General features: G+C 64.5%; 14 protein-coding genes. 1 reads left to right on the forward strand and 13 read right to left on the reverse strand.

The window, feature by feature from the left end:
- Window positions 1–11: 11 nt before the first annotated feature.
- The 8 genes from JOY50_RS19775 to JOY50_RS19810 all read right to left on the reverse strand — a co-directional run bounded on the left by JOY50_RS19775 (window position 12) and on the right by JOY50_RS19810 (window position 8,374).
- Window positions 12–1,028, reverse strand: a complete 1,017-nt coding sequence (locus JOY50_RS19775) for an ABC transporter permease (RefSeq protein WP_132840615.1) — start codon at window positions 1,026–1,028, stop codon at window positions 12–14.
- Window positions 1,028–2,086 carry a microcin C ABC transporter permease YejB gene (locus JOY50_RS19780; protein ID WP_243055682.1) on the reverse strand — a complete coding sequence of 353 codons (1,059 nt, stop codon included), beginning with the start codon at window positions 2,084–2,086 and terminating at the stop codon, window positions 1,028–1,030. Before JOY50_RS19780 ends, JOY50_RS19775 begins: the two co-directional genes overlap by 1 nt.
- A complete protein-coding gene (locus JOY50_RS19785) occupies window positions 2,083–3,882 on the reverse strand; it encodes an extracellular solute-binding protein (RefSeq protein WP_138737095.1) in 1,800 nt (599 codons plus the stop codon). The genes JOY50_RS19780 and JOY50_RS19785 overlap by 4 nt, the downstream gene beginning before the upstream one ends.
- A 142-nt stretch (window positions 3,883–4,024) precedes the next feature.
- The gene (locus tag JOY50_RS19790) at window positions 4,025–4,306 is read right to left on the reverse strand and encodes a peptidylprolyl isomerase (protein WP_028613896.1); all 282 of its coding nucleotides are present in this window, start codon (window positions 4,304–4,306) and stop codon (window positions 4,025–4,027) included.
- 79 nt (window positions 4,307–4,385) lie between these two features.
- Window positions 4,386–5,447: a 3-deoxy-7-phosphoheptulonate synthase gene (locus JOY50_RS19795; RefSeq protein ID WP_138737094.1), complete on the reverse strand. Its 1,062-nt coding sequence runs from the start codon at window positions 5,445–5,447 to the stop codon at window positions 4,386–4,388.
- A gap of 554 nt (window positions 5,448–6,001) precedes the next feature.
- The gene (locus JOY50_RS19800) at window positions 6,002–6,553 is read right to left on the reverse strand and encodes a YbhB/YbcL family Raf kinase inhibitor-like protein (RefSeq protein ID WP_132840624.1); all 552 of its coding nucleotides are present in this window, start codon (window positions 6,551–6,553) and stop codon (window positions 6,002–6,004) included.
- A gap of 48 nt (window positions 6,554–6,601) precedes the next feature.
- The gene (locus JOY50_RS19805; protein ID WP_132840626.1) at window positions 6,602–6,910 is read right to left on the reverse strand and encodes a hypothetical protein; all 309 of its coding nucleotides are present in this window, start codon (window positions 6,908–6,910) and stop codon (window positions 6,602–6,604) included.
- Window positions 6,911–7,075: 165 nt separating this feature from the next.
- Window positions 7,076–8,374 (reverse strand): MFS transporter, encoded by a 1,299-nt coding sequence (locus JOY50_RS19810; RefSeq protein ID WP_243055683.1) that lies wholly within the window; start codon window positions 8,372–8,374, stop codon window positions 7,076–7,078.
- Between the two features lie 515 nt (window positions 8,375–8,889).
- On the opposite strand from JOY50_RS19810, the gene JOY50_RS19815 reads away from it, so the two are divergent.
- A complete protein-coding gene (locus JOY50_RS19815) occupies window positions 8,890–9,765 on the forward strand; it encodes an AEC family transporter (RefSeq protein WP_243055684.1) in 876 nt (291 codons plus the stop codon).
- 16 nt (window positions 9,766–9,781) lie between these two features.
- Here the strand turns inward: JOY50_RS19815 and JOY50_RS19820 are convergent, their stop codons facing one another.
- The 5 genes from JOY50_RS19820 to JOY50_RS19840 form a co-directional block, all read right to left on the reverse strand.
- Window positions 9,782–10,915: an HlyD family secretion protein gene (locus JOY50_RS19820; RefSeq protein ID WP_132840630.1), complete on the reverse strand. Its 1,134-nt coding sequence runs from the start codon at window positions 10,913–10,915 to the stop codon at window positions 9,782–9,784.
- Window positions 10,912–12,561 (reverse strand): MFS transporter, encoded by a 1,650-nt coding sequence (locus JOY50_RS19825; protein ID WP_132840632.1) that lies wholly within the window; start codon window positions 12,559–12,561, stop codon window positions 10,912–10,914. Before JOY50_RS19825 ends, JOY50_RS19820 begins: the two co-directional genes overlap by 4 nt.
- Before the next feature lie 163 nt (window positions 12,562–12,724).
- Window positions 12,725–15,142 (reverse strand): TonB-dependent receptor, encoded by a 2,418-nt coding sequence (locus tag JOY50_RS19830; protein ID WP_243055686.1) that lies wholly within the window; start codon window positions 15,140–15,142, stop codon window positions 12,725–12,727.
- Window positions 15,143–15,354: 212 nt separating this feature from the next.
- Window positions 15,355–16,320, reverse strand: coding sequence for a FecR domain-containing protein (locus JOY50_RS19835; protein ID WP_138737714.1), 966 nt, complete (start codon window positions 16,318–16,320; stop codon window positions 15,355–15,357).
- Window positions 16,320–16,826: a sigma-70 family RNA polymerase sigma factor gene (locus JOY50_RS19840; protein WP_028613906.1), complete on the reverse strand. Its 507-nt coding sequence runs from the start codon at window positions 16,824–16,826 to the stop codon at window positions 16,320–16,322. Before JOY50_RS19840 ends, JOY50_RS19835 begins: the two co-directional genes overlap by 1 nt.
- Window positions 16,827–16,852 lie beyond the last annotated feature (26 nt).

Here is a 16,852-nt window from a genome sequence, read left to right on the forward strand (position 1 = left end):
AGCGTGAAAACTCATCCTCGGGGATCAAATGCTTCGCGCAAGGCATCGCCGATAAACACCAGCAACGACAAGATCACCGCCAGCGCAAAAAACGCCGTAAAGCCCAGCCACGGCGCTTCCAGATGTTGCTTGCCCTGGGTCACCAGCTCACCCAGCGAGGCGCTGCCTGCCGGCATGCCGAAACCGAGAAAATCCAGTGCAGTCAGGGTGGTGATCGCCCCGGTCAGCATGAACGGTACATAGGTCAGCGTTGCGTTCATGGCATTGGGCAAGATATGCCGCAGCATCACCTGGCTGTCCGAAAGCCCCAGCGCGCGTGCGGCTTTCACGTACTCCAGGTTGCGCCCACGCAGGAACTCGGCGCGCACCACATCGACCAGGGCAAGCCAGGAGAACAGCGCCATGATGCCCAGCAGCCACCAGAAATCCGGCTCGACAAAACCGCTGAGAATGATCAGCAGGTACAGCACCGGCAACCCCGACCACACCTCCAGCAGGCGTTGCCCGAGCAGGTCGACCCAACCGCCGTGGTAGCCCTGCAACGCGCCGGCCGCGACGCCGATAAACACGCTGACCACGGTCAGGGCGAAGGCGAACATCAGCGATACCCGCGTGCCATACAGCACCCGGGCCAGCACATCGCGGCCCTGGTCGTCGGTGCCTAGCCAGTTGCTCGCGCTGGGCGGGCTGGGGGTGGGTACCCGCAGGTCGTAGTTGGGGGTGTCGGCGCTGAACGGGATGGGCGCGAACAGCATCCAGCCGCCTTGGTCGGCGATCAGTTGGCGTACATAGGCACTGCGATAGTCGGGCTGGAACGGCAACTGGCCGCCGAATGCCTGTTCGGTGTAGCGCTTGAGCGCCGGTACGTACAGGTCGCCCTTGTAGCCCAGCAGCAGCGGCTTGTCGTTGGCCACCAGCTCAGCGCACAGGCACAACAGCAAAAGGCCGGCGAACAGCCACAGCGAGACCCAGCCGAGGCGGTTGCGGCGAAAGCGTTGCCAGCGGCGGCGCGAGACGGGGGAAAGCATCAGTGCGCCCTCGTGTCAAAGTCGATACGCGGGTCGAGCAGGGTGTACGACAGGTCACCGATCAGGCGGATCAACAGGCCCGCCAGGGTGAAGATGAACAGGGTGCCGAACACCACCGGGTAATCTCGCGATACGGCGGCCTCGTAACTCAGGCGGCCCAGGCCATCGAGCGAGAAGATCACCTCGATCAGCAACGACCCGGCGAAGAACACCGTGATCAGTGCCTGCGGTAATCCGGCCACCACCAGCAGCATGGCATTGCGCAGCACATGGCCGTACAGCACCCGGCGCTCACTCAGGCCTTTGGCGCGGGCGGTGACCACGTACTGGCGGGAGATCTCGTCGAGGAACGCGTTTTTGGTCAGCAATGTAAGGGTGGCGAAACCGCCAATTACCAAGGCCCCCACCGGCAGCACCAGGTGCCAGAAGTAGTCGGCCACCTTGCCCAGCAGGCTGAGTTCGTCGAAGTTTTCCGAGACCAGCCCGCGTACCGGGAACCAGTTGAGCGAGGTGCCGCCGGCAAACAGCACGATCAGCAGCAGGGCGAACAGGAACGAGGGCAGGGCGTAGCCGATCACGATCAGTGCGCTGCTCCAGGCATCGAAGCGGCTGCCGTGGCGCACCGCCTTGCGGATGCCCAGCGGGATCGACACCAGGTAGGTGATCAGCGTGGCCCAGAAACCCAGCGACAGGGTGACCGGTAACTTGTCGAGGATCAGGTCGGTGACTTTGGCGCCGCGGAAGAAGCTGTTGCCAAAATCCAGCCTGGCATACTGGCCGAGCATCAACCACAGGCGTTCGGGGGCGGACTTGTCAAAGCCGTACTGGCGCTTGATCTCTTCGATCAGTTTCGGGTCCAGGCCGCGTGTGGCCCGCAACTCGCTGTGCACCACTTCGGCGCGGGCGCCGGGTGCGCCGCCACCCAGGCCTTGCAGGCGCGCCACGGCCTGTTCCACCGGGCCACCCGGCGCGGCCTGGACGATGACGAAATTGACCAGCAGGATCGCCAGCAGCGTCGGGATGATCAGCAACAGGCGGCGCAGGATGTAGGTGGTCATGGCGCGGCCTTCCGGCGTTCGGCCATTTGCACGTTGGTCAACGGGGTGGGGCTTACCTCCCACCAGGTGTCCAGGCCTTCGTCATAGGCGGCCTGGACCTTGGGCAGGCCGAAGCGGTTCCACCAGGCGGTGGAGCTGCCCGGCGGGTAGTAGTTGGGGATCCAGTAGTAGTTCCATTGCAGCACCCGGTCCAGGGCACGGGCGTGGTTCAGCATGTCGGCCTGGGTGTCGGCGCGCACCAGGCCGTCGATCAGCTGGTCCACGGCCGGGTCCTGCAACACCATCAGGTTGTTCGAGCCGGGGTCGTGGGCAGCTGCCGAGCCAAAGTAGTTGTACAGCTCGGCACCGGGCGACAGGGTGACCGGGTAGCCGGTGACGATCATGTCGTAGTCACGTGCCATCAGGCGGTTGACGTACTGGGCAGAATCGACATTGCGAATGTTCAGGGTGACGCCGATCTGTGCCAGGTTGCGTTTCCACGGCAGCAGCAGGCGCTCCAGGCCTGACTGGCCGTTGAGGAAGGTGAAGGCCAGCGGCGTGCCCTGGCTGTTCACCAGGCGGTCACCTTCGGGGTGCCAGCCGGCTTGTTCAAGCAGGTCCAGGGCCTGCAACTGCTGCTTGCGGACAATCCCCGAGCCATCGGTGACCGGGGCGGTGAACACGGTGGTGAAGACTTCGTCCGGTACTTTGCCGCGCAGCGGATCGAGCAGCTTCAGTTCGCCTGCATCCGGCAGCTGGCGGGCTGCCAGCGGCGTGTTGGAGAACACGCTCTGCTGGCGGATGTACAGGTTGCGCATCATCTGCCGGTTGCTCCACTCGTAGTCCCACAGCATACCCAGCGCCTGACGCACGCGGCGGTCCTTGAACTGCGGCTGGTCGAGGTTGAACACAAAACCCTGGGCGACCTGCGGTTTGGCCGGGCCCAGGTGGGCGCGTTGCAGGCGGCCGTCGTCCAGTTGCGCGCCGTTGTAGCCCAGGGTGTAGGCGGTGGCGGAGAACTCGCGGTTATAGTCGTAGCCACCGCCTTTGAGCACCTGGCGCGCCACTTCGGTGTCGCCAAAGTACTCGATGCGCAGCTGGTCGAAATTGTAGCGGCCCCGGCTGGCGGGCAAGTTGCGCGCCCACCAGGTCGGGTCGCGTTCGAAGGTGATGCTGCGGCCGTTGTCGATGCGCCCGATGCGGTACGGCCCGCTGCCGACCGGCTTGTCGAAGCCGGCACCATTGGCGAAGTCGCGCTGCTGCCAGTCATGTTCAGGTAGCACCGGCAGGCTGGCGAGGTCCAGCGCCAGGGTGCGGCCGTGGTCGGGCTTGAAGTCGAAGCGCACGTGCCGCAGGCCTTCCACGGTTACGCCGGTCACGTCGGCGAACTGGGTGCGGTACTTGAGGCTGCCCTTGCTCATCAACAGCTCGAAGGTGAAACGCACGTCCTCGGCGCGCACCGGTTTCCCATCGGCGAAAGTGGCACGCGGGTCAATCTCGAAACGCAGCCAGGCATCCTCCGGGCCACGCTCCATGTTTCGGGCGATCAGGCCATAGACAGTGTAGGGTTCATCGAACGAGCGGACCGCCAGTGGCGCGTATAGCAGGCCGTCGACCTCGCTGACGCCGATGCCCTTGTCGATATACGGCAGGATATGGTCGAACTGGCCGATCTCGATGGCCGAGCGGCGCAGGATGCCGCCTTTGGGGGCGTCTGGGTTTACGTAGTCGAAATGCTGGAAGTTGGGGGTGTAGCGGGGGGCTTCGTCGTAGACGGTGAGGGCGTGGCTGGGAGCGGCCTGGACCGTAAAGCCCATGCACGAAAATACAAGCCCCCACAATACTTGTGGGAGCGGGTTTACCCGCGAATGCGTCGGAGCAGGCAACGAGGTTGTCTGGTCTGGCCTCTTCGCGGGTAAACCCGCTCCCACAGGGGGTCTGATCACCGGGAGGGGTGAATCAGTCCTGGCGGCTGGTCACTTCCAGCAGGTGGTAGCCGAACTGGGTCTTCACCGGGCCTTGCACGGTGTTGACCGGGGCGCTGAACACCACGGTGTCGAATTCCTTGACCATCTGGCCCGGGCCGAACGAGCCCAGGTCACCGCCCTGACGGCTGGACGGGCAGGTGGAGTTGGCTTTGGCGATTTCAGCAAAGTCGGCGCCTTTTTCGATCTGGGTTTTCAGTTCGTTGCACTTGTCTTCGCTGCTGACCAGGATGTGGCGGGCGGTTGCACGGGCCATGGGTACTGCTCCTTGGGGTAAAAAGGCAAGCCTAGCGCACTTGCCTGGGGTATGTCTCGCCAGGCTCGCAACCTTCGGCTTACAGTTTTTGTGCCGCCTCACGCAACATGGTCTCGGTCGAGGCCCAGCCCAGGCAGCCGTCGGTGATCGATACGCCGTACTTGAGTGCACCCTTGCCCAGCGCCTGGCAGCCATCGAACAGGTGCCCCTCGATCATCACGCCAACAATGGAGCGGTCGCCACCCAGGCGTTGTTCCAGCACATCGTTGAACACTGCAGGCTGACGTGCCGGGTCCTTGCCGCTGTTGGCATGGCTGCAATCGACCATGATCCGCGCCTGAATACCCACCTTGGCCAGTGCCTGGCGGGCCATGGCGATGCTGTTGGCATCGTAGTTGGGGCCTTTGTGGCCACCGCGCAGTACCAGATGCGTGTCCGGGTTGCCCAGGGTTTCGATGATTGCCGGGTGGCCCTGCGTATCCATGCCGAAGTGGCGGTGCGGGTGGGCAGCGCTTCGCATGGCGTCGCTGGCAATGGCGATGCCGCCGTCCGTGCCGTTCTTGAACCCCACCGGCAGTTCCAGGCCACTGACCATTTCGCGGTGAATTTGCGATTCGGTGGTGCGTGCGCCAATCGCAGCCCAGGCCAGCAGGTCGTCGAAGTAGCCGGCGGCCATCGGTTGCAGCAGCTCGGTGGCAACCGGCAGGCCACGCTCGATCATGCTCAGCATCAGCCCGCGGGACAGTGCGATACCCGAGTGCATGTCGTCGCTGCCATCAAGGTGCGGGTCGTAGGCCAGGCCTTTCCAGCCCACGGTCGTACGCGGTTTTTCGACGTAGGCGCGCATCACCAGCAGCAGCTTGTCACCGACTTCGCGGCTGAGGGCGGCCAGGCGGTCGGCGTATTCCAGGGCCGAGCGTGGGTCGTGGATCGAGCATGGGCCGACGATGACCAGCAGGCGCTCGTCGCGGCCTTCGAGGATGTTGCGTATAGCCTGGCGGTGGGCCTGAACTTGCTGGGCCAGTTCACTGGACAGTGGCATTTGCTGCTTGAGCAGGTGCGGGCTGGGCAGGCGCTTGCTGACGGTGGTGTTGGCTGCTTGCGGCTGGGTCAGGGGCAGGGCGAGGTTGGAAGCTTGCATGGCGTTTTTCCCTGGGCGGACGGCGGGTTCAGGCCCGCGTGGTCGGCCCTATCGAGGTGTTCGACAGATCGTTGAATTCGTATTGGCTGCTGCATTGCCACCTGTAGAGGACCGATCGGAGGCGGCAGGCTGGCCCGAACGGGATTGGCTAAATCGCCAGGCATAGGTGTTTGCGTAGTAATAAGTGGCGTAGTTCATGAATCTGTCCTCAATGTGAATCGGTGTTGTTCAACGGCCTGAAAAGCAAAACCCCCGGTCGGGGAGCCGACCGGGGGTTTGAGTATTCTCATGTTCGGCGGCCCCTCGAAGGTGGGCGCCGTGTGAGTATCGGCGCCTAGTGGCTAAACCAATACCCAAAGTAATAGCTGGCAGGTGCCACGCAGCCGGCAACGGCCAGCACAGGGCGCAGGTTGCGACCGGTGTGGTTGGCGTGGTTGCAGACGTGTTTTGGCATGTTGCTCTCCAGTGAATGAGCCCGAGCTTACTTCAGTTACGGCGGCCCATTCAATGGATAAATGCTATGGGGTCGATCATTTATTTTTGTACTGGATGGTTCAATGGCCGTAACGCCCGACCAGGCTCTGCGCACCCAATGCGTGGCCTTGCAGCAACTGCAATAGACCATTGCGGTCCAGGCCATCGGGCAGGGTGCCTAACGGCAGGTCGGTGGCGATCAGGGTGAGTGCGTAATGGTGCGGGTTATCGCCTGCGGGTGGGCAGGGGCCTCGGTAGCTGAGGGTGCCACGCGAGTTGCGCCCGACAGTCACGTATTGGCCACTGAGCCCCGCCATGCCTTCCTTGAGCCCATCGTGCTCCGGGTCGATGTTGTAGGCTACCCAGTGCACCACGCCGATACCCTTGCCGCCGTCCGGGTCGAACATGATCAGCGCCAGCGACCGGGTACCTGCGGGCAGGTTGTCCCAGCTCAATTGCGGGGTGCGCTCTTCACCTGCGCCGCAGGCCGGGTCCGGCCCGACCTGCTGCAGGGCGATCACGCCACCATCGGTGAATGACGAGGAACTGATCGACAGCGCCCCTTGGTTGCTGCTGTTGGCCAACGCCGTGCAAGGCAGCAGGGCGGCGAGCAGCCACGGTTTGACGTTCATGGCGAATCCTTGGCAGGGCGTTGGGGCGCAGTGTAGCCGAGGCAAGCCTTAGTGGCTGTCCTGGTCCTCGGCGGTGCCGCCGGTGTGCCCGGCGCCAGAGCCGGTCGCCTCGCCCGTGCTGTTGGAGCCGCCACTGGCCCCGTCGGCGGCATCGCTGTTGCTGCCGGTGCCGCTGCTGTCGTTGTCCTGGCCACTGCCGGGGCTGTTGACACTGCTGTCGTCACCGGCGGTCTTGCCGCCAGACTGGTCGGTTTGCGGACGGCTGTCGGTGTTGGTGTCGGTGGCGGCGAAGGTGGTGCCGGTGAGGCTGGTCAAGGCCAGCGCCAGGCACAGGGAAAGCGGGCGAATGCGGATCATGGGAATGCTCCTTTGCGGATGATCTGTCATTCGTTTGGCTGGCGACGGGTGGCGGGGTGCCTTTTGGGCGACGGGTGGTCATTTCCGGTGCTGCTTTGCAGCCCAATCGCGACGCAAGGCCGCTCCCACAAGGAAATGCGATTTCCTGTGAGAGCGGCCCTGGAATCAATGAGATTCCGAGCGCTGTGCTGGCGCCGTGTTTTCGACCGGCTCCAGCGGTGGATGCTCCTGCGCCGCATGCATCAGGTCTTCGGTCACCCGCAACTCGGCACCCGTTGGCGAGAAGGTGGTCGACGCGGTGAACGGTGCCGGGTGCTCAGCGGCCGGGCGCTTGCCGCGGCGCCACATGAAGAAGCAGACCATGGCCAGGTTGACCACAACAAACGCCCAGAATAACCCGGCCTCGCCAAACTCGGTCATCACCGGCGAGATCGCCACCGGCGCCATGGCCGAACCCAGCGAGTTGATCAGCAGCAAGCCTTGAATCATCGGTACCAGCGCATCGGAAGGCGCGCGGTCGGCCGCATGGCTCACTGCCACTGGGTACAGCGTGAATACGCCACCACCGAGCAGGAACAGCATGGCCGGCAGCAGGATCGAGTCCGACGGCAGGAATACCGTGACCAGCGACAACACCACGCACAGTGCAGCCAGGGCAATCAGCACATCCTGGCGGTCCTTGCGGTCAGACCAGCGGCCCACCGGGTATTGCAGCAGCATGGCGCCGAGGATCACCCAGGCCATCATGTTGCCGACCTCGCCGACCGCCAGGCCGATGCGCTGCAGGTACAGCGGCAGCAGGGCATAGATGCCGGCAATCGCCACGCCCGAACCGAAGCAGCCCACCAGGCCAGACGGCGCCACACCTAGCAATTGGCGCGGTTTGAGGGGTTCGACCTGGTCCAGCAGTGGCGATACCCGCGGGAGGATCACGATGGGCAGCACCGACAGCGCAGCCAGCACGCCTGCCAGCATGAAGGGGGCGGTGTCGCCAAGCTGGGTGATTTCGCCAAGGCCTGCCTGGGCAATCACCCCGGCGCCGTAGAAGGCAATCATGTACAGCGCCAGCAGGCGGCCGCGGATTTTCGCGTCGCCGGCCAGCAGCAGCCAGCTTTCGATCACCAGGAACACGCCCACTGCTGCCCAGCCGTTGATCAGGCGCAGCACCGACCACCAGGTGACGTCATAAAACAGCCCTTGCAGCAGGATGGTCGCGGCGATCAGCGAAGCAAAGCTTGTGTAGGCGCGGATATGGCCGATGCGCAAGATCAGCCGGTCGTTGAAGATGGCACCCAGGGTCAGGCCGATGAAGTAGGTCGACGAGACAACACCGATGGTGGTGGCCGATTCACCGGCAGCGCCCAGGCGCAGGGTGGTCAGCGAAGACATGAAGCCGTTGCCCAGGGCAATGATGAACAGCCCGAGCAGGGGCGCCAGCGCCATGGCCAGCAAACGCGGAGACATACGAACCTCTAGTTGGATGAGCGGAATGAGCGCCTTCTCGGACGCGCACACCGGCTCGACCCTACAAGGGGGCGAGTGGCGACACGGATGCGACCTGGGCAAGACTCAACCGCTGGCCCCTTTGGGAATGGGCCGGGCGGGGAGGGTTGAGCCTATTTCACATGTGCGTTCATGTGTTCAGGCACGGACTCTGTCATTGCTGCGGGTTGCCACCGTTCAAGGCGACGGGCGAAAAGGAAGCGGGATTCTACGGGCTTGGAAGCTTTTGCCCAAGGGGCACGGGTATGCGACGAGACGCCGCAGTCCAAGGGCGACATGAAAGTGTCTTGGGCAGACATCCTGGGGCCGCTGGTCGGCCCAATCGCCGGCAAGCCAGCTCCCACAGGTATTGCACATGCCTTGGAAATAACACGCTTCCTGTGGGAGCTGGCTTGCCGGCGATTGGGCTGCAAAGCTGCCCCGGTCATCTCACGGACTGCTGCATAATGCTGAACCCACACCAAGGAAGGCCCATCATGTTCGCGTCGTTGTTCGCAGTCCTGGCCCCGGTTTTCATCGTTGCCGGCATCGGCTTTGCCTGGGCCCGCAAGGGCCTGGACTACCCCACCGACTTCATCGCCCGGGTAGTGATGACCGTCGGTACCCCGTCGCTGGTGCTGTCCACCCTCAGCCGCACCGAGCTGAACCCGGATGCCTTCACCAGCATGGCCGTGGCCTGCCTGCTGTGTACCCTGGGCATGGCCCTGGCCGCGTTGCTGGTGTGTCGCGCTTCTGGCATGCATTGGCGAGTACTGCTGCCGGCGTTCATGTTCCCTAACACGGGCAACATGGGCCTGCCGATAAGCCTGTACGCCTTTGGTGAGCACGGCCTGGCACTGGCCGTGGCGTTTTTCCTGACCCTGTCGATCGTGCAATTCACCATCGGCATGGCCATTTCCGGCACGGCGGCTTCGCTCAAGGCGCTGCTGCGCAACCCTATCGTTATCAGCCTGGCCGGTGCCATGCCCATCATCTTTCTCGATTTCGAGCTACCACGCTGGCTGGCAAACACCGCAGATTTGCTGGGCGGCATGACCATCCCGTTGATGCTGCTGACCCTGGGGGTGTCACTGGCCAGCATTCGCCTGCGTCACGTGGGCAGTGGCCTGTTGCTGGGCGGCTTGCGCATTGGCCTTGGGGCTGCGATGGGCTGGGCAGTGGGGGCGGCGCTAGGTATGGACAGCCTTGAGCGCGCGGTCCTGGTGGTGCAGTCGGCGATGCCGGTGGCGGTGTTCAACTACCTGATGGCGGTGCGGGCCAACCGTGAACCAGAGCAGGTGGCGAACCTGGTGATGTGTTCCACGGTGCTGTCGTTTGCCTGGTTGCCGGTGGTGCTGGCCTGGTGGATGTAGGCCGGCAGCAACCACATCAATCCTGGCTATGGGTGTCGATACTGACCACCACTGACATCCCCGGCCGCAAGTGCCTGGCAGCCGGCTGGTCGGCATCCACGGTAATGCGCACCGGAATCCGCTGGGCAATCTTGACGAAGTTGCCGGTGGCGTTGTCCGCCTGCAGCAAGGCGAATTCCGAGCCGGTCGCTGGCGAAATCTGCTGTACATGCCCGTGTAGCTTCAGGTGGTTGAGCGCATCCACGGTGAAGCTCACCGGTTGGCCGATGCGTACATTGGCCATCTGGGTTTCCTTCATGTTGGCAATCACCCACACGGTGTCGGGCACCAGCGCCATCAATTGCGCGCCGGAATTCACATAAGCCCCCAGGCGTGTACCGATCTGCCCCAGCTGGCCGTCGCGCGGGGCGGTGACCCGGGTGTTGTCGAGGTCGATGCGCGCCAGCTCCACAGCCGCCTTGGCATTCTCCACCGAGGCCTGCAGCGCGGCCCGGTTGACCACCACCGTTTCCCGGTCCTGGCGAGCGATTTCCAGCGCCGCCCTGGCTTGGGCCAGGCTGGCGACGGCAGCAGCTTCACTGGCACGGGCCAGATCCAGTTCACGGCGTGATACAGAGCCGTCATTGACCAGCGCCTGGTTGCGGCCAAGGTCGGCTTTGGTCTTGGCTGCCTGGGCCAAAGCATCGCCAATGGCTGCCTGACGCTGGGCAATGGTGGCTTCGGCGCTTTTACGCTGCTGGAGGTTGTTGGCCAGGGCCGCCTGCTGTTGCTGCAGTTGGGCGATGGCCTGGGCCAGGCGCTGCTTGTAGATGCGGTCGTCCAGTTGCACCAGCAGGTCGCCGGCCTTGACGAACTGGAAGTCGTGCACCGGCACGTCGACGATGTAGCCACTGAGTTGCGGGCCGATGATGGTCACCTGGCCGCGTACCAGGGCATTTTCGGTACTTTCGATGGCGCTGCCGAACGGAGGCAGGCGCCAGGCATACAGCACCAGCAGGATGCCGGCCAGGGCCACGCAGGCGAAGCTGATTGTTGACAGGATGCGCACCCGCCGCGAGCGCCCCGGGCTGGTCGGCTCGCTGGGCGGTGTGGTGCCTTCCGGGGTTTCGGCGATGGCGGTGGTGGTCGTGGTGCGGGTGTCGTCGGTCATCGGGTGGGCGCGCCGGGGGTGGAGTCGGTGGAGGTGCTCTGGCGCCGTGCGTACCAGAGCCAGGTGCTACGGATAGAGATCCAGACCATGGTCAGGATAGCGATGCTGCCGATCAGCACGAACACATCGTTGTAGGCCATGACATTCGCCTCGCGGGTGGCAGCAGTGGCCAGCACACGCATGCCGGCTTCGTTGCGCAGCGCCGGGTCGGCGATGAGGCCACCGTAACCGGCGCCGCCGCTTTGGACTCGGGCAGTCACCAACGGTTCGAGGTAGCTGAGGCGGTCCATCAGGTGGCTGGAGTGGAACTTTTCGCGCCAGGTCTGGAAGGTGCCCAGCAGGGCCGCACCGATCAGGCCGCCGAGGTTGTTGCAGATGCCGAACAGTACCGAAAAACTCACCAGGTTGCGCGGGTTGGCGCGCACATGGCTGATGCCCAGGGCCATCGAAGGGCCGAGAAAAAAGGTGCTGCCGAACGCCAGCAGGAACTGGCTGAAGTACATTTGTGCCGGGCGTGTGAGGTTGCTCGAGCTGCTGTCCATGAACGCGCCTGTGGCCATGGCCAGTAGCGAGACGAACAGCGGGATTACCAAGTGGTTGGGGTTGATGGTGAGGGCACTGCTGGCCAGGCCAGCCACCGCCCCCAGCAGCATGATCCAGTACAGCATGCGCATCTGCTCGCTGCCCATGTTGAGCACCTGCAGGAAACCGACCGCGCCGGTGGACTGTTCGGAAGTGACCATGCGGATCAGCACCACACACAGTGCCAGGCGAATGATCGCACCGCTGCCCAGCCAGTGGGTCATCAGCAACGGGTTGCGCCGGTTGTGCTCGATGGCCAGGCCAGCGAAGATCAGGGCGATCGATGCCGCCAGTGCCACGCCGATCCACGGCGCCTCCAGCCACCATTCGATGCGCCCCAGCGACAGCGCGGCGCAGAGCAGGGCGGTGCCGCTGGCCATCAGGGTGAAGGTCAGAAAATCCAGTGGCTCGAACGTCTTGAAGCGGTCACCGGGCGGCAGCTTGAGCATCAGGACGCAGCCCAGCGCAGCCAGTGCCAGGCCCAGTTCGAACAGGTACAGGCCACGCCATTCGGCGATCTGCAGCAGGTCTTCGGAAAAGATCCGCGCCAGCGGCAGCGCCAGCTGCGAGGCGCCCAGGCCCAGCACCATAGCCTTCAGGCGCCATTGCGCGGGGAACGCCTGGATCATGTAGTACAGCCCCAGCGAGCTGAGCGCTGCGCCAACCATGCCGTGGGCCGCACGCACGGCGATGGCCGAGTTGAGATCATTGACCAGCAGGTGGGCGAAGGTGACCAGGGCATACAGCACCAGGAACACTTCGGTGAACGCGCGCAGGCCGAACTGCTGGCGGAACTTCACCAGCAGCAGGTTGATGGACACGTTGGTCATGACGTAGGCGGCCGGTAGCCAGGCCATTTCTGCGGTCGTCGCGCCCAGGGCGCCCTGCAGGAATACCAGGTTGGCGGTGACCAGCGCGTTGCCCAGGCCACCGGTGATTGCCACCAGCAGGCCGACCACCCCGTAGGCCAGGCGTTTGGCTGGCGAATGCACAGGCGTGGAGGGTGAGCCCGGCAGGCTGGGTTTTTCGTGGGGGAGCCACTGGCGGGGGGCGTATTTGTCCATGGGGGAGACTGTACTTGAGCGGCAACTGCAAAGAAAACAGTTACAGCCTGCTCCGGCCTCTTCGCAGGTATGACACTGGCCTTGAGGCTGGCGCTGTACCTGTGGGAGCGGGTTTACCCGCGAAGAGGCCGGCACAGGCTAAAACAGGCCCCGGCCTCCAGGCTCAGAAGTCCACGCTGGCCGACAGGCGCAGCACCCGTGGCGTACCTTGGGTCAGGTAGTTGTTCGAGGTCGACGCGGATGCCCAGTACGCCTTGTTCGCCACGTTCTCCACATTGGCCCGCAACGTCACCTGCTTGTCATCGACCTTGAAGCGGTAGCGCCCGCCCAGGTCCACCCGGGTCCAGGCCGGGATGCTCAGGCTGTTGGCCGCATTCACATACTGCCCGCCGGTACGCAATACTCGGGCGCTGAGTGCGGCGCCCTGAATGCCTGGCACGTCCCAGTCAGCCCCCAGGTTGTACTGGAAGCGCGGCACGCCGGCAGCGCGGTTGCCGTCGTTGCTGCCATTGGCGGTGTTCTTCTGCTCGGTGTGCATGAACACTGCACCGGTCAACAGGCGCAGGCCGTCCACTGGCTCACCGAACAGGTTCAGCTCCACACCCTTGTTGACCTGCTCACCGTCCATGCTGAACGTATCCAGCGCTGCCCCGGGAACGCGGTAGGTGACGCTGTTTGGCTGCTCGATACGGTACACGCCCAAGGTGGCACCATAGCTGTTCCAGTCCAGCTTCACCCCGGCCTCCACCTGCTTGCTGCGCTTGGGCGGGAATACTTCATTGGCATTGCTGACACTTGACGGTGCCGTCGGGCCCTGGGCCAGGCCCTCGATGCGGTTGGCATAGAACGACACATGCTCCCAAGGCTTGATCACCAGGCCATACACCGGGGTGGTGATCGACTCATCGTAAGGCGTGTTGCGCACACCTGTGGCCGTCGCCCAGCTGTCGACGCTGATCGATTGCCGGCGCACGCCCACGGTCAACAGCACGCGCTCATCAAGAAAACCCAGGGTGTCGGACAACGCAACGCTCTTGTTGCGGTTCTTGCCGACGATGCGCGGGTCGTGCAGGTCGCTGCCGAAGTAGGTGTCGGTCGGGCGCGGCACCTTCACCGGGTTGTACAGGTTGCTGTCATAGCGCTTGCTGGCGGCCAGCGCCTCGTAGGCCGAGCGCTGTTCACCCCACATGCCCGACAGGCCAAAATTGACCCGGTGGCTGACCGGGCCGGTTGCAAAGCGCCCGTTGAGCCCTGCGACAGCACTCTTGTTGTCCTCGTCGTGGGGCGAATACAGGAAACCACCGCGCGCGGTGCCGTTGTCGTCGCTGATGTACAGCGAGGAATACTCGCCATTTTCGCGGGTGTGCTTGGCGCCGGCACCGGCGTACAGCATCCAGTTGTCGTTCAGGTCATACTCGGCGTTGACCATGCCGTAGGTGTCTTCGAGCTGCGACCAGGTCCAGTCCTGCGAGTAGTTGTCACGCGCCGATGGGGCGTGGGGCACCTTGCTGCCGGTGGGGTAGATCACGGCGCGGCCCTGGTTGATGCGCTCTTTCTGGTAACCCAGGTCGGTGGACAGGCGCAGCCGTTCGCCACGGTAATCAAGGGCCACGGCCACCAGCGTGGAGTGCTGGGCCTCGTCGTCGACGCCGGTGCCGCCGTCATGCTGGGCCAGGTTGATGCGAGCACCGAAACGGTTATCTTCACCAAAACGCTTGCCCAGGTCGAGGTGGCCGCCAACGTTGTCGCCAGTGGCGTAGTCGAGGGTGATATGCCGAGTGGGGGTGTCTTCGGCGCGCTTGGGCACCAGGTTGATGGCACCACCAATGCCACTGCCCTGGGGCGCGACCCCATTGAGGAAGGCGCTCGACCCCTTGAATACCTCCACCCGTTCCAGCGCCTCGGTGGTCACTATCTGGCGCGGCAGCACCCCGTACAGGCCGTTGTAACTGATGTCGTCAGTATTCAACGGCAAACCGCGGATGTTGAACACCTGCGAAAAGTTGCCAAAGCCCGCCGATTGGCGCACCGACGCGTCATTGAGCAACACGTCACCCAAAGTGCGGGCCTGCTGGTCGGCGATGGTTTTGGCGGTATAGCTGGTAACGCTGAACGGCACGTCGCTGATTGCCTGGTCGCCGAGCACGCCCAGCCGGGCGCTACGGGCTACCTGGCCCCCTTGCCAGGTGTCGCTGCTGGCAGCCAGGTCGCTGTTGATGGTGGTCGCGCCCAGCTCCAAAGCACTGCCCAGGTCTACCGTCGGCGCCAGGGTGTAGCCGCCACTGTCGGTGGTTATCAGGCTGTAGCCACTGCCGGCCAGCAGGCGGGCGAAGCCTTCCGGCACGCTGTAGTTGCCGTCCAGCCCTTGGCTTTGTGCGCCCTTGAGCAGCGCCGGGTCGAACGACAGCGGTACCCCGGCGCTGGCGGCAAAGCGCGCCAGCACGTCGGCCAATGGCCCGGCAGCCAGGTGGTAGGTACGCGAGGTAGCATCGGCGGCCATTGCTGTGGGGGCCAGGGCGGCCATGGCGATGGCAAGGCTCAGGGCCTTCAAAGGCAAGCGGTACGTCTGGCGGGGCGTCATGCGAGGGTCCTGTGGGTGCAGAAAATGAAGGTTCTGCACTCATCACCGGACGACGCAGGAAAAGGTATCACCGAAATATTCACAGCCCCTGTAGGAGCGGCCTTGCGTCGCGATGGGCCGCAAAGCGGCCCCGGCAATCTTGCAAGAAGGCACAGAACCTGGGACCGCTACGCGCTCCATCGCGACGCAAGGCCGCTCCTACAGGGCCCGCGTCAGGCGAGAGGTTCTACGGTTACCCAGTAACGGGTCAGGCCCTGGATTGTCACCGGCAGGGTGTCGCTCAGCAGCCGCAGGCTGGCATCGGTATCGGCCAGTGGGAAGGCGCCAGACACCTTCAGCTCGCGCACTGCCGGGTGGCAGCGCAGCACGCCGGGGCGATAGCGGGCCAACGCTTGCAGCAGATCGGCCAGACGCATGTCACGGGCCAGCAGCATGCCGTGCTCCCAGGCCAGGTCGCCGGTTTCCAGCGCAGCGGCGGGCAGTACCCGGTCGGCATCGAAAGCGCTGCGCTCGCCGGCCCGGAGCAGCAGGCCGCTGGTGGCGTGCACCGGGCGGGCCTCGACCGCGCCTTCGAGCACGGCTACCCGGGTCAACGGGCCATCGAGGTGCACGCTGAAACGGGTGCCCAGTGCAGTCGCCTGGCCATGCAGGGTACGCACCACCAGTGGCCGAGCCGGGGTGGCAGGGTCCTTGGCGCTGGTAAGCAGGATTTCGCCCGCCAGCAAGTCGATGCGGCGCTGTCGGGCGTCGAAGGTGATATCGATGGCTGTGTCGGTGTTCAGCAGCACCTGGCTGCTGTCGGCAAGTGTCAACGCGCGTTGCTCGCCGACCGCTGTGCGCGCATCGGCGGTCCAATGCTGCCAGGGTGTTTCTCGCCAGGCCAGCCAGGCCGCCGGTGCTGCCAGCAGCCACAGCCCCAGGCGATGCAGGGCCTGGCGGCGGCTGACTGCACCGTTACGGCTGAGGCGGCGCAGGGTTTCACCGGTAACGGGTGTGGGCAGGCGGCGGAAATCACCCAGTATGGCCTCTGCACGCTGCCAGGCCTGGGCGTGCTGGGCGCTGCGCTGGCACCAGGCCTGCACGGCGCGCTGATCGTCTTCGGTGGCCGTGCCCGATTGCAGCTGCACCAGCCAGTCAGCGGCTTCGCCAAGGATAAGCGGGTCGATACGCTGCTCCATCACTCGATGCTCAGGCAGGCAAGGAAAGCCGTGCGCATGTCGCGCTTGATCGTGATCAGTGAAACCTGCAACTGCTCGGCGATTTGCGCATAGGTCAGCCCGTCCAACTGCGACAGCAGGAACACTTGGCGGACCCGGGCCGGCATGTCGCGCAGCATGGCGTCGATGCGGTACAGGGTTTCCAGGATCAGCCAGCGCGTTTCCGGGGAGGGCACCTCGGGTTGCGGCAAATGGGCGATGGCCTCCAGATAGGCCCGCTCGACATCCTGACGGCGCCAGCGGTCGACCACCAGGCCCTTGGCGATGTGGGTCAGCAAGGCCCGGGGTTCGTTGCCAAAGCAGTGATTACCCTGGCGGCTGAGCAGGCGCACGAATGTGTCGTGCGCCAGGTCGGCGGCATCGCAGGCGTTGCCCAGTTTGCGCCCTAGCCAGCCCTGCAGCCAGCCATGGTGCTCGGTGTACAGTGTCTGGACCTGCAGGTTGAGGGTAGGGTCGGCGGGCGGCATGGCGTGCGCAAGGTTCCGGCAAAAGG

It is taken from the genome of Pseudomonas sp. BP01 (assembly GCF_022760795.1).
Lineage (GTDB): Bacteria > Pseudomonadota > Gammaproteobacteria > Pseudomonadales > Pseudomonadaceae > Aquipseudomonas > Aquipseudomonas putida_Q.

Coding starts and splice junctions, on each gene's coding strand:
- JOY50_RS19790 (WP_028613896.1), bottom strand. CDS start 4,306: ATGGCCCGTGCAACCGCCCGCCACATCCTGGTCAGCAGCGAAGACAAG.
- JOY50_RS19810 (WP_243055683.1), bottom strand. CDS start 8,374: ATGTCTCCGCGTTTGCTGGCCATGGCGCTGGCGCCCCTGCTCGGGCTG.
- JOY50_RS19805 (WP_132840626.1), bottom strand. CDS start 6,910: ATGATCCGCATTCGCCCGCTTTCCCTGTGCCTGGCGCTGGCCTTGACC.
- JOY50_RS19795 (WP_138737094.1), bottom strand. CDS start 5,447: ATGCAAGCTTCCAACCTCGCCCTGCCCCTGACCCAGCCGCAAGCAGCC.
- JOY50_RS19800 (WP_132840624.1), bottom strand. CDS start 6,553: ATGAACGTCAAACCGTGGCTGCTCGCCGCCCTGCTGCCTTGCACGGCG.
- JOY50_RS19785 (WP_138737095.1), bottom strand. CDS start 3,882: ATGGGCTTTACGGTCCAGGCCGCTCCCAGCCACGCCCTCACCGTCTAC.
- JOY50_RS19820 (WP_132840630.1), bottom strand. CDS start 10,915: ATGACCGACGACACCCGCACCACGACCACCACCGCCATCGCCGAAACC.
- JOY50_RS19840 (WP_028613906.1), bottom strand. CDS start 16,826: ATGCCGCCCGCCGACCCTACCCTCAACCTGCAGGTCCAGACACTGTAC.
- JOY50_RS19825 (WP_132840632.1), bottom strand. CDS start 12,561: ATGGACAAATACGCCCCCCGCCAGTGGCTCCCCCACGAAAAACCCAGC.
- JOY50_RS19780 (WP_243055682.1), bottom strand. CDS start 2,086: ATGACCACCTACATCCTGCGCCGCCTGTTGCTGATCATCCCGACGCTG.
- JOY50_RS19815 (WP_243055684.1), top strand. CDS start 8,890: ATGTTCGCGTCGTTGTTCGCAGTCCTGGCCCCGGTTTTCATCGTTGCC.
- JOY50_RS19835 (WP_138737714.1), bottom strand. CDS start 16,320: ATGGAGCAGCGTATCGACCCGCTTATCCTTGGCGAAGCCGCTGACTGG.
- JOY50_RS19830 (WP_243055686.1), bottom strand. CDS start 15,142: ATGACGCCCCGCCAGACGTACCGCTTGCCTTTGAAGGCCCTGAGCCTT.
- JOY50_RS19775 (WP_132840615.1), bottom strand. CDS start 1,028: ATGCTTTCCCCCGTCTCGCGCCGCCGCTGGCAACGCTTTCGCCGCAAC.